Source organism: Faunimonas pinastri, assembly GCF_900110915.1.
GTDB lineage: Bacteria > Pseudomonadota > Alphaproteobacteria > Rhizobiales > Afifellaceae > Faunimonas > Faunimonas pinastri.
This window is the reverse complement of record NZ_FOFG01000008.1, coordinates 67,683-90,512: the sequence shown is the minus strand read 5'-3', so window position 1 is coordinate 90,512 and position 22,830 is coordinate 67,683. Positions and strand designations below refer to the sequence as shown.

17 protein-coding genes are annotated in these 22,830 nt (G+C 65.2%); 13 read left to right on the top strand and 4 right to left on the bottom strand.

Annotated features, from left to right (window positions below):
* The first annotated feature begins 16 nt into the window (after positions 1 to 16).
* The 4 genes from BMY25_RS11800 (at position 17) to BMY25_RS11785 (ending at position 5,703) form a co-directional block, all read left to right on the top strand.
* Positions 17 to 682, top strand: coding sequence for a protein-L-isoaspartate O-methyltransferase family protein (locus BMY25_RS11800; RefSeq protein ID WP_092496851.1), 666 nt, complete (start codon positions 17 to 19; stop codon positions 680 to 682).
* 158 nt (positions 683 to 840) lie between these two features.
* Positions 841 to 2,238: a TolC family outer membrane protein gene (locus tag BMY25_RS11795; RefSeq protein WP_143061951.1), complete on the top strand. Its 1,398-nt coding sequence runs from the start codon at positions 841 to 843 to the stop codon at positions 2,236 to 2,238.
* A gap of 112 nt (positions 2,239 to 2,350) precedes the next feature.
* Positions 2,351 to 2,872: a PopZ family protein gene (locus BMY25_RS11790; protein WP_238858298.1), complete on the top strand. Its 522-nt coding sequence runs from the start codon at positions 2,351 to 2,353 to the stop codon at positions 2,870 to 2,872.
* 119 nt (positions 2,873 to 2,991) lie between these two features.
* Complete coding sequence (locus BMY25_RS11785) at positions 2,992 to 5,703, top strand: valine--tRNA ligase (protein WP_092496848.1); 2,712 nt, start codon at positions 2,992 to 2,994, stop codon at positions 5,701 to 5,703.
* A 102-nt stretch (positions 5,704 to 5,805) separates the two neighbouring features.
* Here the strand turns inward: BMY25_RS11785 and BMY25_RS11780 are convergent, their stop codons facing one another.
* On the bottom strand, positions 5,806 to 6,696 hold the full coding sequence (locus tag BMY25_RS11780) for a 1-acyl-sn-glycerol-3-phosphate acyltransferase (protein WP_092496847.1): 891 nt from the start codon (positions 6,694 to 6,696) through the stop codon (positions 5,806 to 5,808).
* Positions 6,697 to 6,828: 132 nt separating this feature from the next.
* Here BMY25_RS11780 and BMY25_RS11775 point away from each other — a divergent pair, with 132 nt between their 5' ends.
* The 8 genes from BMY25_RS11775 to lpdA all read left to right on the top strand — a co-directional run bounded on the left by BMY25_RS11775 (position 6,829) and on the right by lpdA (position 17,696).
* Positions 6,829 to 7,410 (top strand): AprI/Inh family metalloprotease inhibitor, encoded by a 582-nt coding sequence (locus BMY25_RS11775; RefSeq protein WP_238858297.1) that lies wholly within the window; start codon positions 6,829 to 6,831, stop codon positions 7,408 to 7,410.
* 92 nt (positions 7,411 to 7,502) lie between these two features.
* Positions 7,503 to 8,663 (top strand): cell division protein ZapE, encoded by a 1,161-nt coding sequence (gene zapE / locus BMY25_RS11770; RefSeq protein ID WP_092496846.1) that lies wholly within the window; start codon positions 7,503 to 7,505, stop codon positions 8,661 to 8,663.
* A gap of 119 nt (positions 8,664 to 8,782) precedes the next feature.
* Positions 8,783 to 9,745 carry a malate dehydrogenase gene (gene mdh, locus BMY25_RS11765; RefSeq protein ID WP_092496845.1) on the top strand — a complete coding sequence of 321 codons (963 nt, stop codon included), beginning with the start codon at positions 8,783 to 8,785 and terminating at the stop codon, positions 9,743 to 9,745.
* Between the two features lie 13 nt (positions 9,746 to 9,758).
* The gene (gene sucC / locus BMY25_RS11760) at positions 9,759 to 10,958 is read left to right on the top strand and encodes an ADP-forming succinate--CoA ligase subunit beta (RefSeq protein ID WP_092496844.1); all 1,200 of its coding nucleotides are present in this window, start codon (positions 9,759 to 9,761) and stop codon (positions 10,956 to 10,958) included.
* A 1-nt stretch (position 10,959) separates the two neighbouring features.
* On the top strand, positions 10,960 to 11,844 hold the full coding sequence (gene sucD / locus BMY25_RS11755) for a succinate--CoA ligase subunit alpha (RefSeq protein WP_092496843.1): 885 nt from the start codon (positions 10,960 to 10,962) through the stop codon (positions 11,842 to 11,844).
* A gap of 100 nt (positions 11,845 to 11,944) precedes the next feature.
* Entirely contained in the window at positions 11,945 to 14,911 is a 2,967-nt protein-coding gene (locus tag BMY25_RS11750) for a 2-oxoglutarate dehydrogenase E1 component (RefSeq protein ID WP_092496842.1), read from the top strand.
* A gap of 36 nt (positions 14,912 to 14,947) precedes the next feature.
* The gene (odhB, locus tag BMY25_RS11745) at positions 14,948 to 16,210 is read left to right on the top strand and encodes a 2-oxoglutarate dehydrogenase complex dihydrolipoyllysine-residue succinyltransferase (protein ID WP_092496841.1); all 1,263 of its coding nucleotides are present in this window, start codon (positions 14,948 to 14,950) and stop codon (positions 16,208 to 16,210) included.
* Positions 16,211 to 16,286: 76 nt separating this feature from the next.
* On the top strand, positions 16,287 to 17,696 hold the full coding sequence (gene lpdA / locus BMY25_RS11740) for a dihydrolipoyl dehydrogenase (protein ID WP_092496840.1): 1,410 nt from the start codon (positions 16,287 to 16,289) through the stop codon (positions 17,694 to 17,696).
* Positions 17,697 to 17,903: 207 nt separating this feature from the next.
* Here lpdA and BMY25_RS11735 read toward each other — a convergent pair whose 3' ends face one another.
* Both BMY25_RS11735 and BMY25_RS11730 read right to left on the bottom strand, forming a co-directional pair.
* Positions 17,904 to 18,854 carry a tyrosine recombinase XerC gene (locus tag BMY25_RS11735; RefSeq protein ID WP_238858296.1) on the bottom strand — a complete coding sequence of 317 codons (951 nt, stop codon included), beginning with the start codon at positions 18,852 to 18,854 and terminating at the stop codon, positions 17,904 to 17,906.
* 235 nt (positions 18,855 to 19,089) lie between these two features.
* Entirely contained in the window at positions 19,090 to 20,064 is a 975-nt protein-coding gene (locus tag BMY25_RS11730; protein ID WP_092496838.1) for an omptin family outer membrane protease, read from the bottom strand.
* Positions 20,065 to 20,292: 228 nt separating this feature from the next.
* Between BMY25_RS11730 and gltX the strand changes: the two genes are divergently transcribed.
* A complete protein-coding gene (gene gltX / locus BMY25_RS11725; RefSeq protein ID WP_092496837.1) occupies positions 20,293 to 21,672 on the top strand; it encodes a glutamate--tRNA ligase in 1,380 nt (459 codons plus the stop codon).
* On the opposite strand, the gene BMY25_RS11720 is transcribed toward gltX, so the two are convergent.
* The gene (locus BMY25_RS11720; protein ID WP_092496836.1) at positions 21,584 to 22,708 is read right to left on the bottom strand and encodes a DUF2865 domain-containing protein; all 1,125 of its coding nucleotides are present in this window, start codon (positions 22,706 to 22,708) and stop codon (positions 21,584 to 21,586) included. The genes gltX and BMY25_RS11720 overlap by 89 nt on opposite strands.
* Positions 22,709 to 22,830: the final 122 nt, after the last annotated feature.

Below are 22,830 nucleotides of genomic sequence, written 5' to 3'. Positions count from 1 at the left end.
GGGTTGGGGTACAGCCATGACGGATTTCGCGACGCTCCGGCAACGGATGGTCGATAACCAGATCCGGCCGAGCGACGTCACGGATCACGAAATCATCCGCGTCTTCTCGACCGTGCCACGGGAACTGTTCGTCCCTGAGGACGAGCGGCCCTTCAGTTATGCCGATCGCGATCTGAAGATCGCGTCAACGCCGGGCGGCGACCGCTACATGATGGCACCGAGCCAGTTTGCCCGCCTGGTGCAGGCCATGGGGCTACGCCGTGATTCGGTGGTCCTCGTCGTCGGGGCGGGCAGCGGCTATTCATCCGCCGTGCTGTCCCGGCTCGTCGGCGGCGTCGTCGCGCTGGAGGAGAACGATTCGCTCGTCTCCGCAGCGGAGGGCGCATTGAAGGCGCTCGGCACTCCGAATGTCGCCATCGCCCAGTCTCGGCTGGTGGATGGTTATCCCTCCAGCGGTCCATACGATGCGATTCTCGTCGATGGAGCGGTGGAGGTTCTTCCGGACGCTTATGTCCGGCAGCTCAAGCCGGGTGGCATCCTGGCTCTCGTCAAGCAGGAAGGCCGGCTCAGCCGGGCAATGCTGTACGAGCGTGTGGGCGATCAGGTGGCCGGGCGCGTTCTTTTTGACGCCTGGGCGCCAATTTTGCCCGGCTTCGAACGGAAGCCGGAATTCATATTCTGATTCGCTGATTTTGTCCTTCGGTCGGAAGTGGCTGTTGCAATTCAGCCTCGGTTGCTTCCGAATTCCGTGGACCTCCAATTCAACCCCGCCCGATGTGAGCGAGAGATGTTAATAAACTCTCAACTGCCTCGGTTGGTAACGCGTGAGCGAGGGTGCCTGTGTCCCGTCATATTCTGACACTCCTGATTTCCGTCAGTGGTCTTGCCGTTTCGGCGCTGGCCCCTGCACATGCCGAAACGATGGCCCAGGCGCTGGCATCGGCCTACGCCAATAACCCGCAGATCAACGCGGCTCGCGCCGGATTGCGGGCCACGGACGAATACGTGCCGCAGGCCAAGGCCGCGCTCCGTCCGCAGATCTCGGCCTATACGACCGGCACCGCGAATACGACGCGCACTCAGAGCCCGAGCACGTCCGGCGTTCCGGTCACCGCGAACACGTTTCAGTACTCCAACGGTCTTCAGGCAACGCAGACCCTGTTCCAGGGGTTCCGCAATCGCAATGCGATTAATGAGGCGGACGCCAACGTCCTGTCCTCCCGCGCAAGCCTCGAGAACACCGTCCAGACGGTTCTCTACGATGCGGCGCAGTCCTACCTCAACGTCGTCTACGATCAGGCGGTGCTGCAGCTGAACCGCAACGACGTGACCTATCTCCAGCGCGAGCTTCAGGCGGCCGAGGATCAGTTCAAGGTCGGCGAAAGCACCCGCACCGACGTGGCGCAGGCCCGGTCGCAGCTGAGCACCGCGATCTCCAATGTTTCCTCGGCGGAAGCCACGCTGAAGCAGGACCAGGCGACGTACCGGCAGCTCGTCGGCCACGACCCGGTCAATCTCCGTTCCGAATTTCCCTTTGAGAGCCGGCTGCCGAGATCCGTCTCCGAAGCGGCCAATGTCGCGATCAAGGAGCATCCCTCGGTGCTCTCGGCGAGCTATGCCGTGGATGCAGCGAACTTCGCCGTGAAGCAGGCGGAGGGCCTGTTGTTGCCGACCATCACCCTGCAGGGCACGGCCGAGCACACGGGCGGCAGCGTCAACGAACTCGGCCAGAGCAGCCACCAGTTCACCAATGAGGCGCAGGTCGTCGGCCAGATCTCGATCCCGCTTTATGCCGGTGGTGCCTACGCCTCGCAGATCCGCCAGGCCAAGGAAACGCTGGGCCAGCGCAAGATCCAGGTCGATCAGGCGCGCGATCAGGTGCGTCAGGCCGCCGTGGCTTCCTTCGGCAATCTCGCCGCCGCGAAGGCTTCGATCACCGCCGCGACCGCTGCGGTCCAGGCCGAGCAGATCGCCGTCTCCGGCGTGGAGGAAGAGCAGAAGGTCGGGCAGCGCACGCTGCTGGACGTCCTGGACGAGCGCCAGAACCTCCTCAACGCCCAGGTGCAGGTCGTGTCGGGCCAGCGCAACCGCGGTCTTGCTTCCCTGGCGCTGCTGCAGGCGACCGGCCGTCTCGGGCTCGATCACCTGAACCTGCCCGCGACCGCCTACAAGCCGCAGTCCCATTACCAGGCGGTGAAGGACAAGTGGGGCGGGCTCCGCACGCCGGACGGCCGCTGACGGAGAAAGCTGTGCCCAGCGGCTCTTCTGGCCGCGGGGCGCCTCTCCGGTGATGTAAGGTTTTTTTGCCATTCGCAGGCGAATCAGGCGGCGTCGGTAGCGGAGAGTAGAGATGGCAAACCAGAGTGCGGCGTACGAGCCATCGATGGAAGAGATCCTGGCTTCGATTCGCCAGATCATTTCCGAGGACAGCGAGGCGGCTTCCGCGCGGGATGCCGGGCAGGCTCCCGCCCAGCCGGCTCGTTCGCGCGGTGCGGAAGGGCGCACCTTCGAGGCGGCCCGGCGGGCGTCCGGGGAACTTGGCATCTTCGCCGAGCCCCGTCCCGTTGAACAGGCCCCCATCGCCGTCGCCCACGCGGAACCCGATGCAGGACATGAGATGATGGATCAGGAATCAGGCGGTCATCCGCACCAGGAAACGTCGCTGATCTCGCGGGAAGCGGATCAGCAGGTGTCCGGCGCCTTCAGCGACCTCGCGACCTTGGTGTTCACGCAGAACGCGCGCACGCTGGACGATGTGGTTGCCGACCTCCTGCGTCCGATGCTGAAGGACTGGCTGGACGAGAACCTGCCGCCGCTCGTGGAGCGGCTCGTGCGCGAGGAAATCGAGCGGGTTTCGCGCGGTCGTCGCTGAGATTTTTCGACGGTTGCCTGTTGAAGCGCGCCCCTCGGCGCGCTTCATGCTTTTTTGCGTTGTGTTGACACCTGCGGACGCCCTCAGTTTAACGGCGGCCTGCCATCGAGAGTGGGCGAATGCTAGACAAGACCTTTGATGCCGCAAGCGTTGAGCCGGAAATCCGCGAGCGCTGGGAAGAAGCGGGTGCCTTCCGCGCCGGCGCCGGCGCCGGCGCCAGGCCGGATGCCGAAACCTTCTGCATCGTCATTCCGCCGCCGAACGTCACCGGTTCGCTCCACATGGGGCATGCCCTGAACAACACGTTGCAGGACGTGCTGGTCCGCTTCGAGCGGATGCGCGGCAAGGATGTGCTCTGGCAGCCCGGCATGGACCATGCCGGCATCGCGACGCAGATGGTCGTGGAGCGTCAGATGGCGGCGCGCGGCGAACCCGGCCGCCGTGAGATCGGTCGCGACGCGTTCCTGGAAAAGGTCTGGGCGTGGAAGGGCGAGTCCGGCGGCGCGATCGGCAACCAGTTGAAGCGTCTCGGCGCCTCCGCAGACTGGTCGCGCGAGCGCTTCACCATGGACGAGGGGCTGTCCCGCGCCGTGGTGAAGGTCTTCGTGCGGCTGTTCCGGGAAGGCCTGATCTACCGCGACAAGCGACTGGTCAACTGGGACCCGAAGTTCCTGACCGCCATCTCCGACATCGAGGTGCAGCAGGTCGAGACCAAGGGGCACCTCTGGCATTTCCGCTATCCGGTGGAAGGCGAGGCCGACCGCTTTATCACGGTCGCGACCACACGCCCTGAAACCATGCTGGGCGACACCGCCGTCGCGGTGAACCCGGAGGACGAGCGCTATCGCGATCTCGTCGGCAAGCACGTCGTACTGCCTCTCGTCGGCCGCCGCATTCCGATCGTGGCGGATTCCTATGCCGATCCGGAGGCCGGATCCGGCGCGGTGAAGATCACCCCCGCGCACGACTTCAACGATTTCGAGGTCGGCCGCCGGCATCAGCTGCCGGTGATCAACATCATGGACCCGGAAGCGAGGATTCGCATTTCCGGCAACGAAGCGTTTCTGGAAGGCTTGCCGGAAAGCGCGGAACTCGCTGAGACGATCCGGGCCGTGGATGGGCTCGACCGGTTTGCCGCCCGCGAGGCCATCGTCGCCATGATGCAGGCGAGGGATCTCGTGCCTGCGATCGAGGACCATCCGCACGTGGTTCCGCATGGTGACCGCTCCGGCGTGCCGATCGAGCCGTTCCTCACCGACCAGTGGTATGTCGACGCCAAGACTCTCGCCCAGCCGGCGATCGCCAGCGTCCGCGAGGGTCGGACGGTCTTTGTCCCGAAGAACTGGGAGAAGACCTATTTCGAGTGGATGGAGAACATCCAGCCGTGGTGCATCTCGCGCCAGCTCTGGTGGGGCCATCGCATTCCCGCCTGGTACGGCCCCGACGGCCATGTCTTCGTCGAGACCACGGAAGAGGAGGCGAGGGCGGCCGCGTCCAGCCATTACGGCCACGAGGCGGAACTGATCCGCGACGAGGACGTGCTCGACACCTGGTTCTCGTCCGCGCTCTGGCCCTTCTCGACGCTGGGCTGGCCGGACCAGACGCCGGAGCTCGCCCGATATTATCCGACAAACGTCCTGATCACCGGCTTCGACATCATCTTCTTCTGGGTCGCCCGGATGATGATGATGGGCCTGCACTTCATGGAGAAGGAGCCTTTCGGCACCGTTTATCTCCATGCGCTCGTCCGTGACGAGCATGGCGCCAAGATGTCGAAGTCCAAGGGCAACGTCATCGATCCGCTGGAGCTGATCGACGAGTTCGGCGCCGATGCGCTGCGCTTCACGCTGGCCGCCATGGCCGCGCAGGGTCGCGACATCCGCCTCGCGACCTCGCGGGTGGCCGGTTATCGCAACTTCGGCACCAAGCTCTGGAACGCCGCGCGCTTCTGCGAGATGAACGAATGCCGGCCCGCCTCCAACTTCGATCCGGCTTCGGCGTCGCAGACCGTCAATCGCTGGATCTTGACGGAAGCGGCGGAGGCCGCCGCCAAGGTCACATCCGCGCTGGAGGGCTTCCGCTTCAACGATGCGGCGGACGCGATCTATCATTTCGTCTGGGACACGTTCTGCGACTGGTACGTGGAACTGATCAAGCCCCTGCTGGGGAGCGGCGACGAGGCGGCCAAGGCTGAGACGAGGGCGACCGCCGCCCATGTTCTCGGGCTGATCCTCAAGCTTCTGCATCCGTTCATGCCCTACATGACGGAGGCGCTGTGGGCCGGGCTGGCCGGGTCGGATGCCGGCGTGCTGGCGCTGACGCCCTGGCCGGCTGCGGAATTCGCCGATGCCGACGCGGCCGCCGAGATCAACTGGCTCGTCGACCTCGTGACATCGGTCCGCTCGGTCCGCTCGGAAATGAACGTGCCGCCGGCCGCCAAGATGCCGCTGGTCGTAATCGGCGCGTCAGCCCTCACCGCCGAGCGGCTCAAGCGGCAGGCGCCCGTGCTGGAACGGCTGGCGCGGCTGGCTTCCATCGAGGCTGCGGACGCAGCTCCCAAGGGTGCGGCACAGATCATCCTCGGCGAGGCGACGCTGGCGCTGCCGCTCGGTGGCGTGATCGACCTTGCGGCCGAGGAAGGCCGTCTTTCCAAGGAGATCGTCAAGGTGGAGGGCGAGATCTCGCGGCTGGACAAGAAGCTCTCCAACGAGAGCTTCGTCGCCCGCGCGCCGGAAGACGTCGTCGCGGCCGAACGGGAGAAGCGGGAGGAATACGTCTCCTCGCTGGACAAGCTGAAGATCGCGCTGAAGCGCATCCAGAGCGCCGAATGAGAAAGGCCGCCCGGAGCGATCCGGGCGGCCTTTTCGTTGGAAGCTCGGGAGGGCAGGGCCTCGGGCAGCCCCTGTCGCGGCCTTGAGCTCGGGAGCCGGAGCCTAGAAGGGCGCCGCTGCGTCTCGTGCGAGGCTGTGGACGGTATAGTCCTGCAGGGCGGCGGTCATCTCGGCGGGATCGCCCTCGGCGATGCGCTCGGCCGCGATCATCGGGCCGAAGCGGATGCGAAAGGTCTTGCCCCGCTTGTTGAGGAGTTCGTTGAACACGGTCATGTCGCGCAACTCCGTGTTCCAGTTGGCGAACCAGTAGAACAGGCTGGAATTGCGCGCCTGGACGTTCACCGGCAGGACCGGGACGCCGTACTTGCGCGCCAGCGTCACGGCGGAAACCTGCCACGGTCGCTCGTTCAGCTTGTTGTCCTTCCAGAAGGCGATGCGGCCGGACGGAAAGATGACGACGGCGCGACCTTCCCGAAAGGCGCGGGAGGACAGGCGCAGCGTTTCCTTGGCCTTCGTATGGTTGCGGAACTCCTCGCGCCATTCCACCGGGATCAGCACGTCTGACAGGCGCGGGTTGACGCGGACCGCATCGCGATTGGTGAAGATCGCGATGTCCGGACGGGTCGGAAAAAGCGCATCATAGACGGCGACGCCATCGGCGATCCCCGTCGGGTGATTCGCGGCCAGCACGAAGCCGCCGCTCCTGGGAATGTTCTCGCGGCCCTCGATCCGGAGGTCGAGATGCAGAAGCTCGCTCAGATATTCCATTGCCGGGCGGGTCGGCAGCGGAGCCAGCCTGTCGGCCATCTCTACGGCCTCGTCGTAGCGCAGGATCTTGTGCAGGAAAGGCCGCAGAACCGGCCAGAATCGGCTGTGGACGATCTTCGTGCCACGCTCCGCGATCAGCTGGTCGACGATGTGCGGCTGAGGGTCCGTGCCCGCTATTGGCACCGCAACGGACTGTGCTTTTCCGGCCTCACCGAAATCTGACATTCATGCGATCCGTTGCGTTCGTGAGAAAACGGGGTAGATGGTGCCGGTAGTCGGGTCAAGAGGTCCGGTCCAGGCGGAGACGCCATCTGAAGGTGAAATGTCCCAATCTGGGGCACAATCAAGGAAGCAGCGATGCGGCTCAGAACAGATATGATGATCTTTGTGGCGGCCGCGAGCCTTGGTCTCGCCGGCTGCCAGAGCGCTTCGCCGGCATATCAGCCGGCTCCCCCGCCCCCGATGGCCGCGCCGCCGCTCGCGGCCGTCCCCGCCCAGCCGGTTTCGCGCAACACCCTGCCGCCGCCGGAGGCTTCCATGCAGGCGCCCGACGCACCGATGGCAGGCGGTCCCGCCGACCAGACGATGCAGCCGGGCACCCAGGTCGCCTCGCTGCCGCCGGCCCAGTCCGCGGCTTCCGGCTCGGGCGGTGGCGCCTCGGTCGGCCGCACCGATCTGCTCGGCGGCTGGAAGCTCTCTTCGGCGGGCGATTCCTGCCAGCTGTTCATGTCGCTGACCACGTGGTCCGGCGGCTACCGCGCCACGACGCGCGGCTGTAACGGCCCGGCGCTGAAGGGCGTCTCGGCGTGGAGCCTGGACGGCAAGCAGGTGCGCCTGATCGACGACCAGGGTGCGACCGTGGCGCGGCTCTATGCCTCGTCCAAGACGCAGTTCAGCGGTGAAACCCAGGCGGGAGCGCCGGTTTCGTTCGCGCGTTAAGAGAAAATTGACATATTTCGGCGGGCGATTCGTCGCCCGCCGCTTGTATCTCCCGTGTCCTCTCACTAATCCCGCCGTCAAAGGAGATTTGAATGCGAGACACTGTGGAGGGGCGCTACGAAGCGCTTGCCCAGCAGGGGGCGATTGAGCCGGATCCGGCCCAGCGCGGCCTGGTTCGCGAACTCGACGCCTTGCTGAACCGCTTTGACGATTGTCAGGAGCGCAAGAAGGGCGCCCTTGGCTGGCTGTTTTCCCGCCATCCGGATCCGATCCGGGGGCTTTACATCTGGGGCTCCGTCGGGCGCGGCAAGACACTGCTGATGGATCTCTTCTTCGAGATCGCTCCGGAGAAGCAGAAGCGGCGGGTGCATTTTCACGCCTTCATGTCCGAGGTGCATGGCCGGATCTTCCGCTATCGCCAGAAGATGAAGGCGAATGAGGGGATGGCCGCCGATCCGATTCCGGTGATCGCCGGTGAGATAGTGGCGGAAACGAACCTGCTCTGCTTCGACGAATTCTCGGTGACCGATATCGCGGACGCGATGATCCTCGGGCGCCTCTTCGAGCAATTGTTCAAGAGCGGCGTCGTGATCGTCGCCACGTCCAACGTCGTGCCGGACGAACTCTACAAGGGCGGCCTGAACCGGGCTCTGTTCCTGCCCTTCATCGATCTCGTGCGCGAGCACATGGACGTCTTCCACCTGACCTCGCCGAAGGATTTCCGCGTGGAGAAGGGGCGGTCCGATCCGCTCTACATCACGGCGGGAACCGCCGAGGATGCCGAGTGCCGCATGCGGGGCTTCTTCAAGAAGCTGACGGGCTGCACCCGTGGCACGCCCCGGGAGCTCATCAACAAGGGACACCCGATCGAGGTGCCGGAGGCGGTGGGCGGCGTCGCCCTGTTCCGCTTTGAGGATCTCTGTGCCCGTCCGCTCGGCGCGTCGGATTACCTGGAGATCGCGCGGAACTACCACACGCTCCTGCTTTCCGATGTGCCGGTGCTGGACGAGACGCGTCGCAACGAGGCGAAGCGGTTCATCAACCTCGTCGATACCCTCTACGATACCCACACCAAGCTGATCATCTCGGCCGCGGCGGAGCCCAACGATCTCTGGGAAGGATCGCAGGGCACGGAGAATTTCGAGTTCGCGCGAACCGCCTCCCGGCTGACGGAAATGCGGTCGGAGCAATATTTCAATACCGGGCACGCCGTGGACGCGCCGGCCAGGGCCGAGGCCAAGTCCTGCGCATGAGCTGACCGACGAAGGGTGAAGGTCGACCGGCCTTTTCCTTGCCAAGGAGAGTCAAAGGCGCTAACTGCCCTCGCAAGGTCGTGGCTTACCTCACCCTTACGTAAACGGAAGGCGTCTGAATGGCCCGTAGAAAGATCGCCCTGATCGGCTCCGGTCAGATTGGCGGAACGTTGGCACACCTGATCGGGCTGAAAGAGCTCGGCGATGTCGTGATGTTCGACATCCAGGAGGGTGTGCCCGCGGGCAAGGCGCTGGACATCGCCGAATCATCTTCCGTGGACGGGTTCGATGCCCGCTTCTCCGGCTCCGCGTCCTACGAGGCCATCAAGGACGCGGACGTGGTGATCGTGACGGCAGGCGTGCCGCGCAAGCCCGGCATGAGCCGGGACGACCTTCTCGAGATCAACCTCAAGGTGATGGAGCAGGTCGGCGCGGGACTGAGGAAATACGCCCCCGACGCCTTCGTCATCTGCATCACCAATCCGCTCGACGCCATGGTCTGGGCGTTGCAGAAATTCTCCGGGCTGCCCGCCAACCGCGTGGTCGGCATGGCCGGCGTGCTCGATTCTTCCCGCTTCCGCTATTTCCTCGCCGAGGAGTTCAACGTCTCGGTGGAGGACGTGACCGCCTTCGTGCTGGGCGGCCATGGTGATTCCATGGTGCCGCTGACGCGGTACTCCACCGTCGCCGGCATTCCGCTGACCGATCTGGTGAAGATGGGCTGGGTGAGCGAGAAGCGGCTGGCCGAGATCGTTAAGCGCACCCGTGACGGCGGCGCGGAGATCGTTCAGCTCCTGAAGACCGGATCGGCATTCTATGCCCCGGCCGCCTCCGCCATCGCCATGGCGGAGAGCTACCTGAAAGACAAGAAACGTGTGCTTCCCTGCGCAGCGCAGCTGCAGGGGCAGTATGGGGTCGACGGCATGTATGTCGGCGTTCCCGTGGTGATCGGTGAAGATGGCGTGGAACGCATCATCGAGATCGATCTCAACCGTGACGAGAAGAAGATGTTTGACGAATCCGTGCAGTCGGTCCGCAGCTTGACCGCCGCATGCACCAAGATCCAGCCGGCGCTGGCCTGAGGAAGGGCTGTCCATGAATATTCATGAGTATCAGGCAAAAGCGATTTTGAAGTCGTTCGGAGCACCAGTCTCCGCCGGTTTCCCCGCTTTTACCCCCGAAGAAGCGGCCAAGGCCGCCACCGATCTTCCCGGCCCGCTTTGGGTCGTGAAGTCCCAGATCCACGCGGGCGGCCGCGGCAAGGGCAAGTTCAAGGAGTCCTCGGCCGGCGAGAAGGGCGGCGTCCGCCTTGCCAAGTCGATCGACGAGGTCCGTGAATTCGCCTCGCAGATGCTGGGCAGCACGCTGGTCACGCATCAGACCGGGCCGGAAGGCAAGAAGGTCAACCGCATCTACGTCGAGGACGGCTCCGACATCGAGAAGGAGTTCTACCTCTCGCTGCTGGTCGATCGCGCCACGGCGCAGGTGGCCTTCGTCGTCTCCACCGAGGGCGGCATGGACATTGAGGCCGTCGCCGAGCACACGCCGGAGAAGATCGTGACCTTCTCCGTCGATCCCGCGACCGGCTTCCTGCCGCATCACGGCCGGCACATCGCCAGCGCCTTCGGGCTGAAGGGCGATCTCGCCAAGCAGGCAGCCAAGGTCGGCGCCACGCTCTACAAGGCGTTCGTGGCCAAGGACATGAGCCTCCTCGAAGTCAATCCGCTGATCGTCACCAAGGACGGGCGCCTGGTCTGCCTGGACGCCAAGATGGGCTTCGAGGACAACGCGCTCTTCCGCCATCCCGACGAGGTCGAACTGCGCGACCTGACCGAGGAAGACGCCAAGGAGATCGAGGCCTCCAAGTACGAGCTCTCCTACATCGCTCTCGACGGCACGATCGGCTGCATGGTCAACGGCGCCGGTCTTGCGATGGCGACCATGGACATCATCAAGCTCTACGGCGAAGAGCCGGCGAACTTCCTCGATGTCGGCGGCGGCGCTTCCAAGGAGAAGGTCACCGCGGCCTTCAAGATCATCACCTCCGATCCCAACGTGAAGGGCATCCTGGTCAACATCTTCGGCGGCATCATGCGTTGCGACATCATCGCGGAAGGCGTGCTCGCGGCGGTGAAGGAAGTGGGCCTGCAGGTCCCGCTCGTGGTGCGCCTGGAAGGCACCAATGTTGAGAAGGGCAAGGAGATCCTGCGCGACTCCGGCCTGAACGTCATTCCGGCAGACAACCTCGACGATGCGGCTCAGAAGATCGTGAGCGCGGTGAGGGGAGCGAAGTAAGATGTCCATCCTCGTCGACAGCAATACCAAGGTCATCTGCCAGGGCATCACCGGCTCGCAGGGCACCTTCCACACCGAGCAGGCTATCGCCTACGGCACCAAGATGGTCGGCGGCGTGACGCCCGGCAAAGGCGGCCAGACCCATCTCGGCCTGCCGGTCTTCGATTCGGTCGCGGAAGCCAAGTCCGAGACCGGCGCCACCGCGTCGGTGATCTACGTGCCGCCGCCGTTCGCGGCCGACTCGATCGCCGAGGCGATCGCCGCCGAGATCGAACTGATCATCTGCATCACCGAGGGCATCCCGGTGCTCGACATGGTGAAGGTGAGGCGCGCGCTGTCCGGCTCCAAGAGCCGGCTGATCGGGCCGAACTGCCCGGGCGTGCTGACGCCCGGCGAGTGCAAGATCGGCATCATGCCCGGCAATATCTTCAAGCGCGGATCGGTGGGTATTGTCTCGCGCTCCGGCACGCTTACCTACGAAGCGGTGTACCAGACCACCCAGCAGGGCCTCGGACAGTCCACGGCCGTCGGCATCGGCGGTGACCCCGTGAAGGGCACCGAGTTCATCGACGTGCTGGACATGTTCCTGTCCGACGACGAGACGCAGTCGATCATCATGATCGGCGAGATCGGCGGCTCGGCCGAGGAAGAGGCCGCGGAATTCCTTCGTCAGGAAGCGAAGAAGGGCCGTTCCAAGCCGATGGTCGGGTTCATCGCGGGCCGTACCGCTCCTCCCGGACGTCGCATGGGCCATGCTGGCGCCATCATTTCGGGCGGTAAGGGCGGCTCGGAAGACAAGATCGCGGCAATGGAAGCGGCCGGCATTCGCGTGTCGCCTTCGCCCGCCAAGCTCGGCGAGACGCTCGTCGAGGTCTTGAAGCGTTAATACCCAAAGGCCGGGGGGAGACCCGGCCATCACCGGGGCCGTCGCCAGGGGGGCGGCGGCAGGCGAGAGGCACGGGGCCGAGAGGCTTCCGCGACGAAAAATGGCACGGCAAGAAGCAAACGAAGCCTTTCAGCTTTCCTCGTTTCTGTATGGCGGCAACGCTGCCTATCTCGAAGAACTTTACACCCGCTTCCAGCAGGACCCGTCCTCGGTGGACGCGGAGTGGCGCGACTTCTTCTCCACGCTGAAGGACAACAAGGACGAGGTTCTGGCGGAAGCGCGCGGCGCGCCGTGGAAGCGTCCGGACTGGCCGATCGTCGCGAATGGCGAACTGGTTTCCGCCCTGGACGGCAACTGGCCGGCCATCGAGAAGCATGTCGGCGACAAGATTCAGGCCAAGGCCCAGGCGCAGGCAAAGACCTCCGGCGCCGAGATCAGCCCCGACCACGTGCAGCGCGCGACCCGCGACTCCGTGCGGGCGATCATGATGATCCGCGCCTACCGTATGCGCGGCCACTTCCATGCCAAGCTGGATCCGCTGGGCATTTCGCAGAACCGCGAAGACGCCGAGCTGCAGCCCGCGACCTACGGCTTCACCGAGGCCGACTACGACCGCAAGATCTTTATCGACAACGTTCTCGGCATGGAATTCGCGACCGTTCGCGAGATGCTGGAGATCCTGCGTCGCACCTATTGCTCCACCCTCGGCGTGGAGTTCATGCACATCACCTCCGCTGAGGAGAAGGCCTGGATCCAGGAGCGGATCGAGGGCCCCGCCAAGGAGATCACCTTCACCGCCGAGGGCAAGAAGGCGATCCTGAACAAGCTGGTCGAGGCCGAGGGCTTCGAGAAGTTCCTCGACGTCAAGTACACCGGCACCAAGCGTTTCGGCCTGGACGGCGCGGAGGCGCTGATCCCGGCGCTGGAGCAGATCATCAAGCGTGGCGGCCAGCTCGGCATCCGCGAAATCGTGCTGGGCATGCCGCACCGTGGACGCCTCAACGTGCTGTCCCAGGTGATGGGCAAGCCGCAGCGCGCGATCTTCAACGAGTTCAAGGGCGGTTCGTCCACTCCCGACGAGGTCGAGGGCTCCGGCGACGTGAAGTACCATCTGGGTGCTTCGTCGGACCGCGAGTTCGACGGCAACCAGGTCCACCTGTCGCTGACCGCCAACCCCTCGCATCTGGAAATCGTCGATCCCGTGGTGCTCGGCAAGGCTCGCGCCAAGCAGGACCAGCACGAGGACAAGAAGCGGGTGCAGGTGCTGCCCGTGCTGATGCACGGCGATGCGGCCTTCGCCGGCCAGGGCGTCGTGGCGGAGTGCTTCGGCCTTTCCGGCCTGCGCGGCCACCGCACCGGCGGCTCGCTGCATTTCATCGTCAACAACCAGATCGGCTTCACGACCAATCCGCGCTTCTCGCGCTCCTCGCCCTATCCGTCGGATGTGGCGAAGATGATCGAGGCGCCGATCTTCCACGTGAACGGCGACGATCCGGAAGCGGTGGTCTTCGCCGCCAAGGTGGCCGTCGAGTTCCGCCAGCGCTTCCACAAGCCTGTCGTGATCGACATGTTCTGCTACCGCCGCTTCGGCCACAACGAAGGCGACGAGCCGTCCTTCACGCAGCCGTTGATGTACAAGGAAATCCGGCATCATCCTTCCACGCTTGAGCTTTATGCCAAGAAGCTGGAAGGCGAGGGCCTGATCTCCGCGCAGGATCTCGATGCTCTCCGCGCCGAGTTCCGGCAGAAGATGGACGTCGAGTTCGAAGCCGGGCAGGCCTACAATCCGAACAAGGCCGACTGGCTGGACGGCGCGTGGTCGGGCCTGACCACCCCGCAGGCGGGCGACGAGCGCCGCGTCGGCGACACGGCCGTGACCAAGAACGACCTGACCGCCCTCGGCACGCGCCTGACCCGCATCCCCAAGGACTTCAAGGTTCACCGCACGATCCAGCGCTTCCTCGACAACCGGAAGGGCATGATCGACAGCGGCGAGAACATCGACTGGTCTTTCGGCGAGGCGCTGGCTTTCGGTTCGCTGCTCAAGGAAGGCTTCAAGATCCGCCTGTCCGGGCAGGACGTCGAGCGTGGCACTTTCTCGCAGCGTCATTCGGTGCTCTACGACCAGGAGACGGAGAAGCGCTACACCTCGCTGAACCATCTGGGCGGCGAGCAGGCCCATTACGAAGTCATCAACTCGATGCTCTCCGAAGAGGCGGTGCTCGGCTTCGAGTACGGCTACTCGCTGGCGGAACCGAACGCGCTGACCCTGTGGGAAGCCCAGTTCGGCGATTTCGCCAACGGAGCGCAGGTCGTGGTCGATCAGTTCATCTCGTCGGGCGAACGCAAATGGCTGCGCATGTCCGGCCTCGTGATGCTGCTGCCGCATGGCTACGAAGGGCAGGGCCCGGAACACTCGTCGGCTCGCCTGGAGCGCTATCTCCAGATGTGCGCCGAGGACAACATGCAGGTCGCCAACTGCACGACGCCGGCCAACTACTTCCATATCCTGCGCCGGCAGATGCACCGCAGCTTCCGCAAGCCGCTGATCCTGATGACGCCGAAGTCGCTGCTGCGCCACAAGCGGGCGGTTTCCAAGGTGTCGGATCTGGCGGAGGGCTCCACCTTCCATCGCCTGCTCAAGGACGATGCGGAGACGCTGGCGAATCAGCCGATCAAGCTGGCAGAGGACAGCCGCATCCGCCGGGTCGTGCTGTGCAGCGGCAAGGTCTATTACGACCTCTACGAGGAGCGCGAGAAGCGCGGCATCGACGACGTCTACATCATGCGCGTCGAGCAGCTCTATCCGTTCCCGCTGAAGGCGCTGGCCGAGACGCTGGCCCGCTTCCGCGACGCCGAGATCGTCTGGTGTCAGGAAGAGCCGCAGAACATGGGCAGCTGGTTCTTCGTCGAGGCGCGCATCGAGGCGTCTGTCGAGCTCGCCAAGCTGCCGGCACGCAACATCCGCTATGCCGGTCGTCCGGCGGCGGCCGCGACGGCCGTCGGCAAGATGTCGGCGCATCTGAAGCAACGCGATCAATTCTTGGAAGACGCACTGGGCGGCTGACGTCAGCACTGCCGGCAACCACGACGGGAAGAAGACATGGCAACGGAAATCAAGGTCCCGACGCTCGGCGAATCGGTGACCGAGGCCACCATCGGGCAATGGTTCAAGAAGGAAGGCGACAGCGTTCAGGCGGACGAGCCGCTGGTTGAGCTGGAAACGGACAAGGTCACCATCGAGGTGCCGGCGCCGAGCTCGGGCAAGCTCTCCTCCATCGCGGTGAAGGAAGGCGAGACGGTCGAGGTCGGTGCGCTTCTGGGTCTTCTGAGCGAAGGCGCCGGCGGCACTGCGGGAACGGTGAATGCCGGGCCCGAGCAGCCCGTCGAGCGCCCGGCCGCGAAGGAAGCCGAGCCCGCGAAGCCCGTTGCGACTTCGCCGGCTCCCGCCACGGCCAACGGCCCGGCGCACACCGACATGCCGCCGGCTCCCTCGGCGCGCAAGCTGATGGAAGAGCAGAACGTTTCGGCCGATCAGGTTTCCGGTTCCGGCAAGCGCGGCCAGGTGCTGAAGGGCGATGTCCTGTCAGCGCTGCAGAACCTTTCTTCCGCAACTCCCGCTTCCGCGCCGGCACAGGCCCGGGCTCCTTCCCCGGCAGCCGACGAGCCGCGCGAGCAGCGCGTCAAGATGACGAAGCTACGCCAGACCATCGCCCGCCGTCTCAAGGACGCGCAGGCGAACGCGGCCATGCTCACCACGTTCAACGATGTGGACATGGGCGCGGTGATGGAACTGCGGAAGCAGTACAAGGACCTGTTCGAGAAGAAGCACGGCACCCGCCTCGGCTTCATGGGCTTCTTCGTCAAGGCGGTCTGCGCCGCGCTGAAGGAAGTGCCGGCGGTGAACGCCGAGCTCGACGGCCAGGACCTGATCTACAAGAACTACTACCACATCGGTGTGGCGGTCGGCACCGACAAGGGTCTCGTCGTGCCGGTGGTGCGCGATGCGCAGGACCTGTCGATCGCCGGTGTCGAGAAGACCATCAGCAACTTCGGCAAGAAGGCGCGTGACGGGCAGCTCACCATGGCCGACATGCAGGGCGGCACCTTCACGATCTCCAACGGCGGCGTCTACGGCTCGCTGATGTCGACGCCGATCCTGAACGCGCCGCAGTCCGGTATTCTCGGCATGCACCGCATCGAGGAGCGTCCGGTGGTCCGCAACGGCCAGGTCGTCATCCGCCCGATGATGTATCTGGCGCTGTCCTACGATCACCGCGTGATCGACGGCAAGGAAGCGGTGACCTTCCTCGTCAGGATCAAGGACGCGATCGAGGATCCGCAGCGCCTGGTTCTCGATCTCTGATCGACGGGTCCGCTACAGTTCGAATGACATCGTAAAAGGCGAGCCTGGCTCGCCTTTTCAACATGAGGAAACCGCCATGGCAGGAAGCTACGATCTCGTTGTTATCGGAACAGGCCCGGGTGGCTATGTCTGCGCCATTCGCGCCGCGCAGCTCGGGCTGAAGGTTGCGGTGGTCGAGAAGCGGGCGACGTATGGCGGTACCTGCCTGAATGTCGGCTGCATTCCCTCCAAGGCGCTGCTGCACGCCTCCGAGATGTTCGAGGAAGCCGGTCATGGCTTTGCCAAGCTCGGCGTGAAGATCAGCGGCCTGGAGCTCGACCTGCCGGGCATGCAGGCTCACAAGAACGACACGGTGAAGGCCAATGTCGACGGCGTGGCCTTCCTGTTCAAGAAGAACAAGGTCGAGACCTTCCGCGGCACCGGCAAGATCAAGGGCGCCGGCAAGGTCGAGGTAACGGGCGAGGACGGCTCGAGCCAGACGCTGGAGACCAAGAGCATCGTCATCGCGACCGGCTCTGAATCGGCAGGCGTTCCCGGCGTCGAGATCGACGAGAAGCGCGTCGTCACCTCCACCGGGGCGCTGGAGCTGGACAAGGTTCCGGCCAGGCTGCTGGTCGTGGGCGCCGGCGTCATCGGACTGGAGATCGGCTCCGTCTGGCGCCGTCTCGGCTCCGAGGTGACGGTGGTCGAGTTCCTCGACCGCATCCTGCCGGGCATGGACGACGAAGTCGCCAAGCAGTCGCAGCGGCTGCTGGCCAAGCAGGGCATGACGATCAAGCTCTCCACCAAGGTGACCGGCATCGACACCTCCGGCAGCGACCTGAAGGTCAGCGTCGCGCCGGCCAAGGGCGAGGGTTCGAGCGAGACGATCGACGCCGACGTGGTGCTCGTGGCGATCGGCCGGCGGCCCTACACCGAAGGCCTGGGCCTGGAAGAAGCTGGCGTGCAGTTCGACGACCGCCGCCGTGTCGCCGTCGACGCGCATTACCAGACCAACGTGCCCGGCATCTACGCCATCGGCGACGTGATCGCCGGCCCGATGCTGGCGCACAAGGCCGAGGACGAGGGCGTTGCCGTCGCCGAGATCCTGTCGGGGCAGAAGGGCCACGTGAACTACGAGGTCATTCCGGGCGTGGTCTACACGATGCCGGAAATCGCGGTCGTCGGTGCTTCGGAAGAGATGCTGAAGGCTGCGGGCACCCAGTACAAGGTCGGCAAGTTCCCCTTCACGGCGAACGGCCGGGCGCGTGCCATGGGTCACACCGACGGTTTCGTGAAGGTGCTGGCCGATGCCAAGACCGATCGCGTCCTGGGCGGGGCCATCGTCGGCGCCGGTGCCGGCGAGATGATCCACGAGATCGCGGTGCTGATGGAATTCGGCGGGTCGTCCGAGGATCTCGCCCGCACCTGCCACGCGCATCCGACGATGTCCGAGGCTGTCCGCGAAGCCGCCATGGCTGCCGGGTTCAAGCCGATCCACATGTGATCGGAGACGGTCTTCGGAACTGCCATTCCGAGATCGAGGAAGCCGCCCTTGGGGCGGCTTTTTTCGTCTGGGAACACCACGCAAAAAAAGACGCCGGCGCTAAGGCCGGCGTTTTAAAAGTGTAACTTGGACTGGATATGCGACGATAACGGTGCATCTTCGAATTGGTTCAATCACCGTGTCGTGAATGTTCGTTTGGTTCGATTCCTAGCTGGCCGAAGCACGGGGGTGAGCCCGGCGATAGACGTCGAGGAGCCGGTCGGTATCCACCCGCGTATAGGTCTGCGTCGTCGAGAGACTGGCATGTCCGAGCAGTTCCTGGATGGATCTCAGGTCGCCGCCGCCCCCGAGAAGATGCGTCGCGAAGGAATGCCGGAGTGCATGCGGCGTGGCCGACTTCTCCAGCCCGAGCGCGCCACGTAGCCGCTCGATGGCAAGCTGGATGATGCGTGGCGAGAGCGGGCCGCCTTTGGCGCCGCGAAACAGCGGATCCGCGCCCTGCGGCTCATAGGGGCAAAGCTTCAGGTAAGCCTCGACGGCGCGGCTCACGGCGGGAAGCACCGGTACGATCCGCTCCTTGCCGCCCTTGCCGACCACCCGGAGCGTCTGTCGCCCGCCGACCGGAGCATCCGCGGCGGAGATCGCCAGGGCTTCCGAAATGCGGAGCCCGCAGCCATACAGCAGGGTGAGGACCGCCGTGTCGCGAGCGCCGATCCAGGGTTGCTCGGCCAGCATGTCGGCATTCGCGACGACCGCCCGGGCATCGGAGACGGTAAGGGCGCGCGGGATGCTGCTTGGCTGCTTCGGCGCGCGCACCAGCGTGAAGGCGCTGCTCGCGGCCAGTCCGCGCTTTTCGCAAAACCGGGCGAAGGAGCGAAGGGCCGCGATCTGCCGCCCCAGAGTGCGCGCGCCCGCGCCGTCCCGCCGCCGCTGCGCCATGAAGGCGCGAAGATCGGCGAGGCGAAGCGCGGAAAGATCGGAAAGGGCTGGCGGGGAACCGATGTGACCGGTCAGGAAGGCCAGAAACTGCCAGAGATCGCGACGATAGGCCTCCAGCGTCTTGTCGGAAAGGCGGCGCTCGCCGCCGAGATGAGAGAGCCAGTCCGTCAGCGCGAGGACGGTGTCAGGCGCGGCATTTACCAGAAACGTGTCCGTCAACTGCCATCCGCTCCGGGTACAGGGTCCTCCATGGACCTTGTTTCGCAGAGTGCGTCGAAGTCGGTAAAGACAAGGTGGATGTGGGCGGCCGCGACGCAGTTCCGCACCGCGTCGGGATCTTCGAGGCCGGTCCGCGCCCGTTCGCAGATGATTTCTCTCGGGCAGGGGAAGCAAGCCCCGCATGGCTCGTCTGGAGTGTCCGGGGCGCTGGAGCGGTCGGCGTCCCCGGCTGGTCTCAGAAACGGTAGCGGGCGGACAGGCTGACAGCCTTGGTCGCCAGCGACTGCGCCGCGACCTGCCCCTGTTCGCTGGCCGTGTAGCCGGTGGAGATCTGCTCCAGCCGGGTCTTGCCCTTGCCGCGGAAATATTCCTCGTACTCGAAGCCGGCGACAATGCTGAAGGTGCGCGTCACGTCGTAGGACGCTTCCAGCTTGGCGGCGACCATCGACATGTCATCGATCGTGTCGTGGAATTCCAGGTCGCGCAGCCAGTGATGGTCGTCACCATGCGCGGTGACGAGCGTGCTGCCGAGGATCGTGCCCTTCAGGCCGAAGCGGCCGATCCGGGCGCTGGCGGTCATGCCGAGATACGGCGTCTCGTAGCTCTGCTTGTAGCTGATGCCGCGGCCGCCCGGCAGGTCGCCGGTCGAATCGCGGAAGCTGTCGACGGAATAGATATAGCTGCCGCCCCGGGCGCTCCATTTCAGGTCCGTCGCGCGATAGCCGATCATCGCGCCCAGCGTGTAGTTCTGCTGCTTGATGAAGTTCCAGCCGAGATTGGCGTCGAACTCCCAGGCATGGTCGAAGTCGGTGTCCGGGCTGATCGAGCGATGCGTCCAGTCATTGCGGCCGTACTGGCCGTCGAGCCAGTCGTAATCCGTCATGGAACCGCTGTCTTCGACCGCCACCCAGCCGGAAAGATTGGCGAAGAGGCCGCCGGGCGTTTCGCTGTGCAGCGCGGCGTTGATCGTGGTCGCGTGCTTGATGTCCCAGTCCAGCTCGGAAATGTGTTCGCCCGTCGCAGGATCGCGGACGAATTCGTGCGCCTTCCCCTCCATGACGCCGCCGCCGAGAGAAACGCTGAAGTTTTCGCCGGAATTCTCGTAGATGCCCGGCCGCAACTGCATGTCGGCAGCAAGCGCAGCGCCGGGAACGGAGCAGAACAGGGCGCCAAGGAGAAGGCGGGAGACAAGGGATATTTGCACGGGCATGGTGGATCCGCAGCGAGGAGCAGGCGAATCCTTCTTTCGATGAATATGCTTAACGACGCGTAACTTTGCGGGAAAATCTCAACCTGCGGCTGTCCGGGTGCGGCGTTGCCGAAACGGTGCTGCCGGGGTAAACGGCGCGCATCCCGCGTTTTCTCGACGGGCTGGCCTTTTTCAGGCCGCCGGGCAGATCGCCCGCCCAGAGGCCCCGACCACAGGCAATCGTCCGTCATGACCGTGAAAGTCCGCTTCGCTCCCTCGCCGACCGGCAAGCTCCATGTGGGAAACGCCCGCCCGGCGCTCTTCAACTGGTTCTTTGCCCAGCGGCAGGGCGGGTCGTTCCTGCTGCGCTTTGACGATACCGACCGGGAGCGGTCGACCGAAGCGTTCGCCGAAGGCATCCTGCGCGACCTGGACTGGCTGGGGCTCAAGCCCGACCGGATCGAGCGGCAATCGGCGCGGCTTGCCGAATATCAGGCGGCGGCGGAACGCCTGAAGGCGGAGGGCCGGCTTTATCCCTGCTATGAGACCGCGGACGAACTGGAGCGGCAGCGAAGCCGCCAGCGGGCGAGGGGGCTTCCGCCGATCTACGACCGCCGGGCGCTGAAGCAGACGGATGAGGAGCGCCGCGCGCTGGAGGAAGAGGGCCGGCGTCCGCATTGGCGCTTTCTTCTGCCGAACTTTTCCGACGACCCGTTTTCGCCCTCGCGCACGGAGGAAAGCTGGCACGACCTCGTGCGCGGCGAGCAGGCGATCGACCTTGCCTCCATGTCCGATCCGGTGCTGGTGCGCGAGGATGGAACGTTCCTCTACACGTTGCCCTCCGTCGTGGACGACATCGAATTCGGAATAACGCATGTGATCCGGGGCGAGGACCACGTCACCAATACCGGAGCGCAGATCGCGCTCTTCAAGGCCCTGGGCGCCGAGGCGCCGGTTTTCGGTCACCACAATCTGCTGCAGTCGGAAGCGGGCGAGGCCCTGTCGAAGCGGCTGGCGTCACTGTCGCTGCAATCGCTGCGCGACGAGGGTATCGAGGGGCTGAGCGTCGCGATTTTCGCCACGCTGGTCGGCACCTCCGAGCCGATCCGGGCGCTCGGCTCCATGAGCGAGCTCGCCGAGCTGTTCTCGCTCGACAAGGTGAGCCGCACCACCGCCCGCTTCAGCCACACCGAGTTGCTGGCGTTGAACGGCCAGCTCGTGGCAACGCTTCCCTATGCTGCCGTGGCCGAGCGCCTGTCGGTGCTGGGCGTCGCGGCGGAGCCGGCGAAAGCGGAAGCCTTCTGGGAGGCGGTGCGCGGCAATTGCGGAACGGTGGCTGAGGCCCTCGACTGGTGGCATGTCGTCGCCGGGCCAGTCGAGCCCGTCGTGGCGGACGAAGACCGGGATTTCCTGTCGGAGGCCGCCTCGCTGCTGCCCGCCGAACCCTGGGACGGCGCGACATGGGGCGCCTGGACCGGAGCCCTGAAGCAGGCGACCGGTCGGAAGGGCCGCAGTCTCTTCATGCCGCTCAGGCTCGCGCTTACCGGTCTTGCTTCAGGGCCGGAGCTAGCGGCACTTTTACCTGTGATTGGCCGCCCCAGTACCTTGGCCCGACTGAACGGATCGTAGACGCCGAGCTAGCGGGAGCGGTCGAGGCTGCCGGGCCGGCATCGGCGGCCCGGACTGTCGCGTCGTCGCCGGCCGGGGCGGGGTTCGTAGCGGCTTTCTTTGCCGCGTCGGGCAGGGAGCCTGCGGGCGAGGATTGCGGACCGGACGAGGTGCCCGGCTCGGTCGAGATCACGGAATAGGACCTGGTGGTGGAGGCCGCCTTGCAGGTGCATGTGGCCTTCAGCTGCTTGCGATAGGCGAAGGCGGCCTTCAGATCCCCGTAGGGCTTGCCGTCCAGCGAAACCATGTCCTTCACGTCCTGCCCGGGATTGGCATAGACGTAGAGGGCCGCGTCTGCTCCGGGGCAGAGGGACTGGCATGTTGCCTCGTCGTCGGCGAAACGGTCGCGCGTCGTGGAAAAGCTGATCGGGAAATAGTAGCCGTCGCAACCACGGACGCAGAGCGTCCGAAACGTGTTGCCGGCCAGCGACATCGGCCCGGAGATGCGGGAACTCGACGCCAGCGGGTCGCGCGCGGGATCCGGGGGGATGCCCTGCTCCTGCGATGCATGGAGCGGCGCGGATCGCTCGTCGTCCTCGTTTCCGCCGCCTGTCCTGCCGCCAGGCCCGTCCATGTCGCAGCCCTGATTATAGAGCGCGCTTTGCAGGCCGCGAAGCCGCGCCTTTAGGTCGCCCGTGGACTGCCCCCGCCGCAGGCGATCCAGCGTGACGAGGTTAGCCTCCATCCTGCCGATGCGTGCGACCAGCGGACCGCAGATGGACGCCGGTCGCCTCTGGTCATAGAAGCTGCGGTCGCCGAGACAGCCCTGATCCTCGGCGTCGGCCCGCGCATCGTCGAGAACGGTCAGTTGTTCCTGGAAAGCGGCTTCATAGCGCGTCCGCGCGCCGCGCGAGCCGTCGACCATGGCCTGAATGCGAAGCGCCTCGCCGGAAAGATCCTGGCAGGTGGCGGCCGCGACGGGGGAGGCCAGAAGCAGCGCGCCGAGGATCAGCCCCGCCGTGCCGGCCTTGCCGGCAACTCCGCCTGCGCTTCCCATATCGTCCTCGTTACCTCCGAATGCTCGAAGCTTCTATCACAGCCTCGGTCCGGCAAAAGTACGGCAAAGTTGCCGGGAGGGATGCCGAACGCGAGGCTGCCCCTACAAGACCGCTTCGTCCC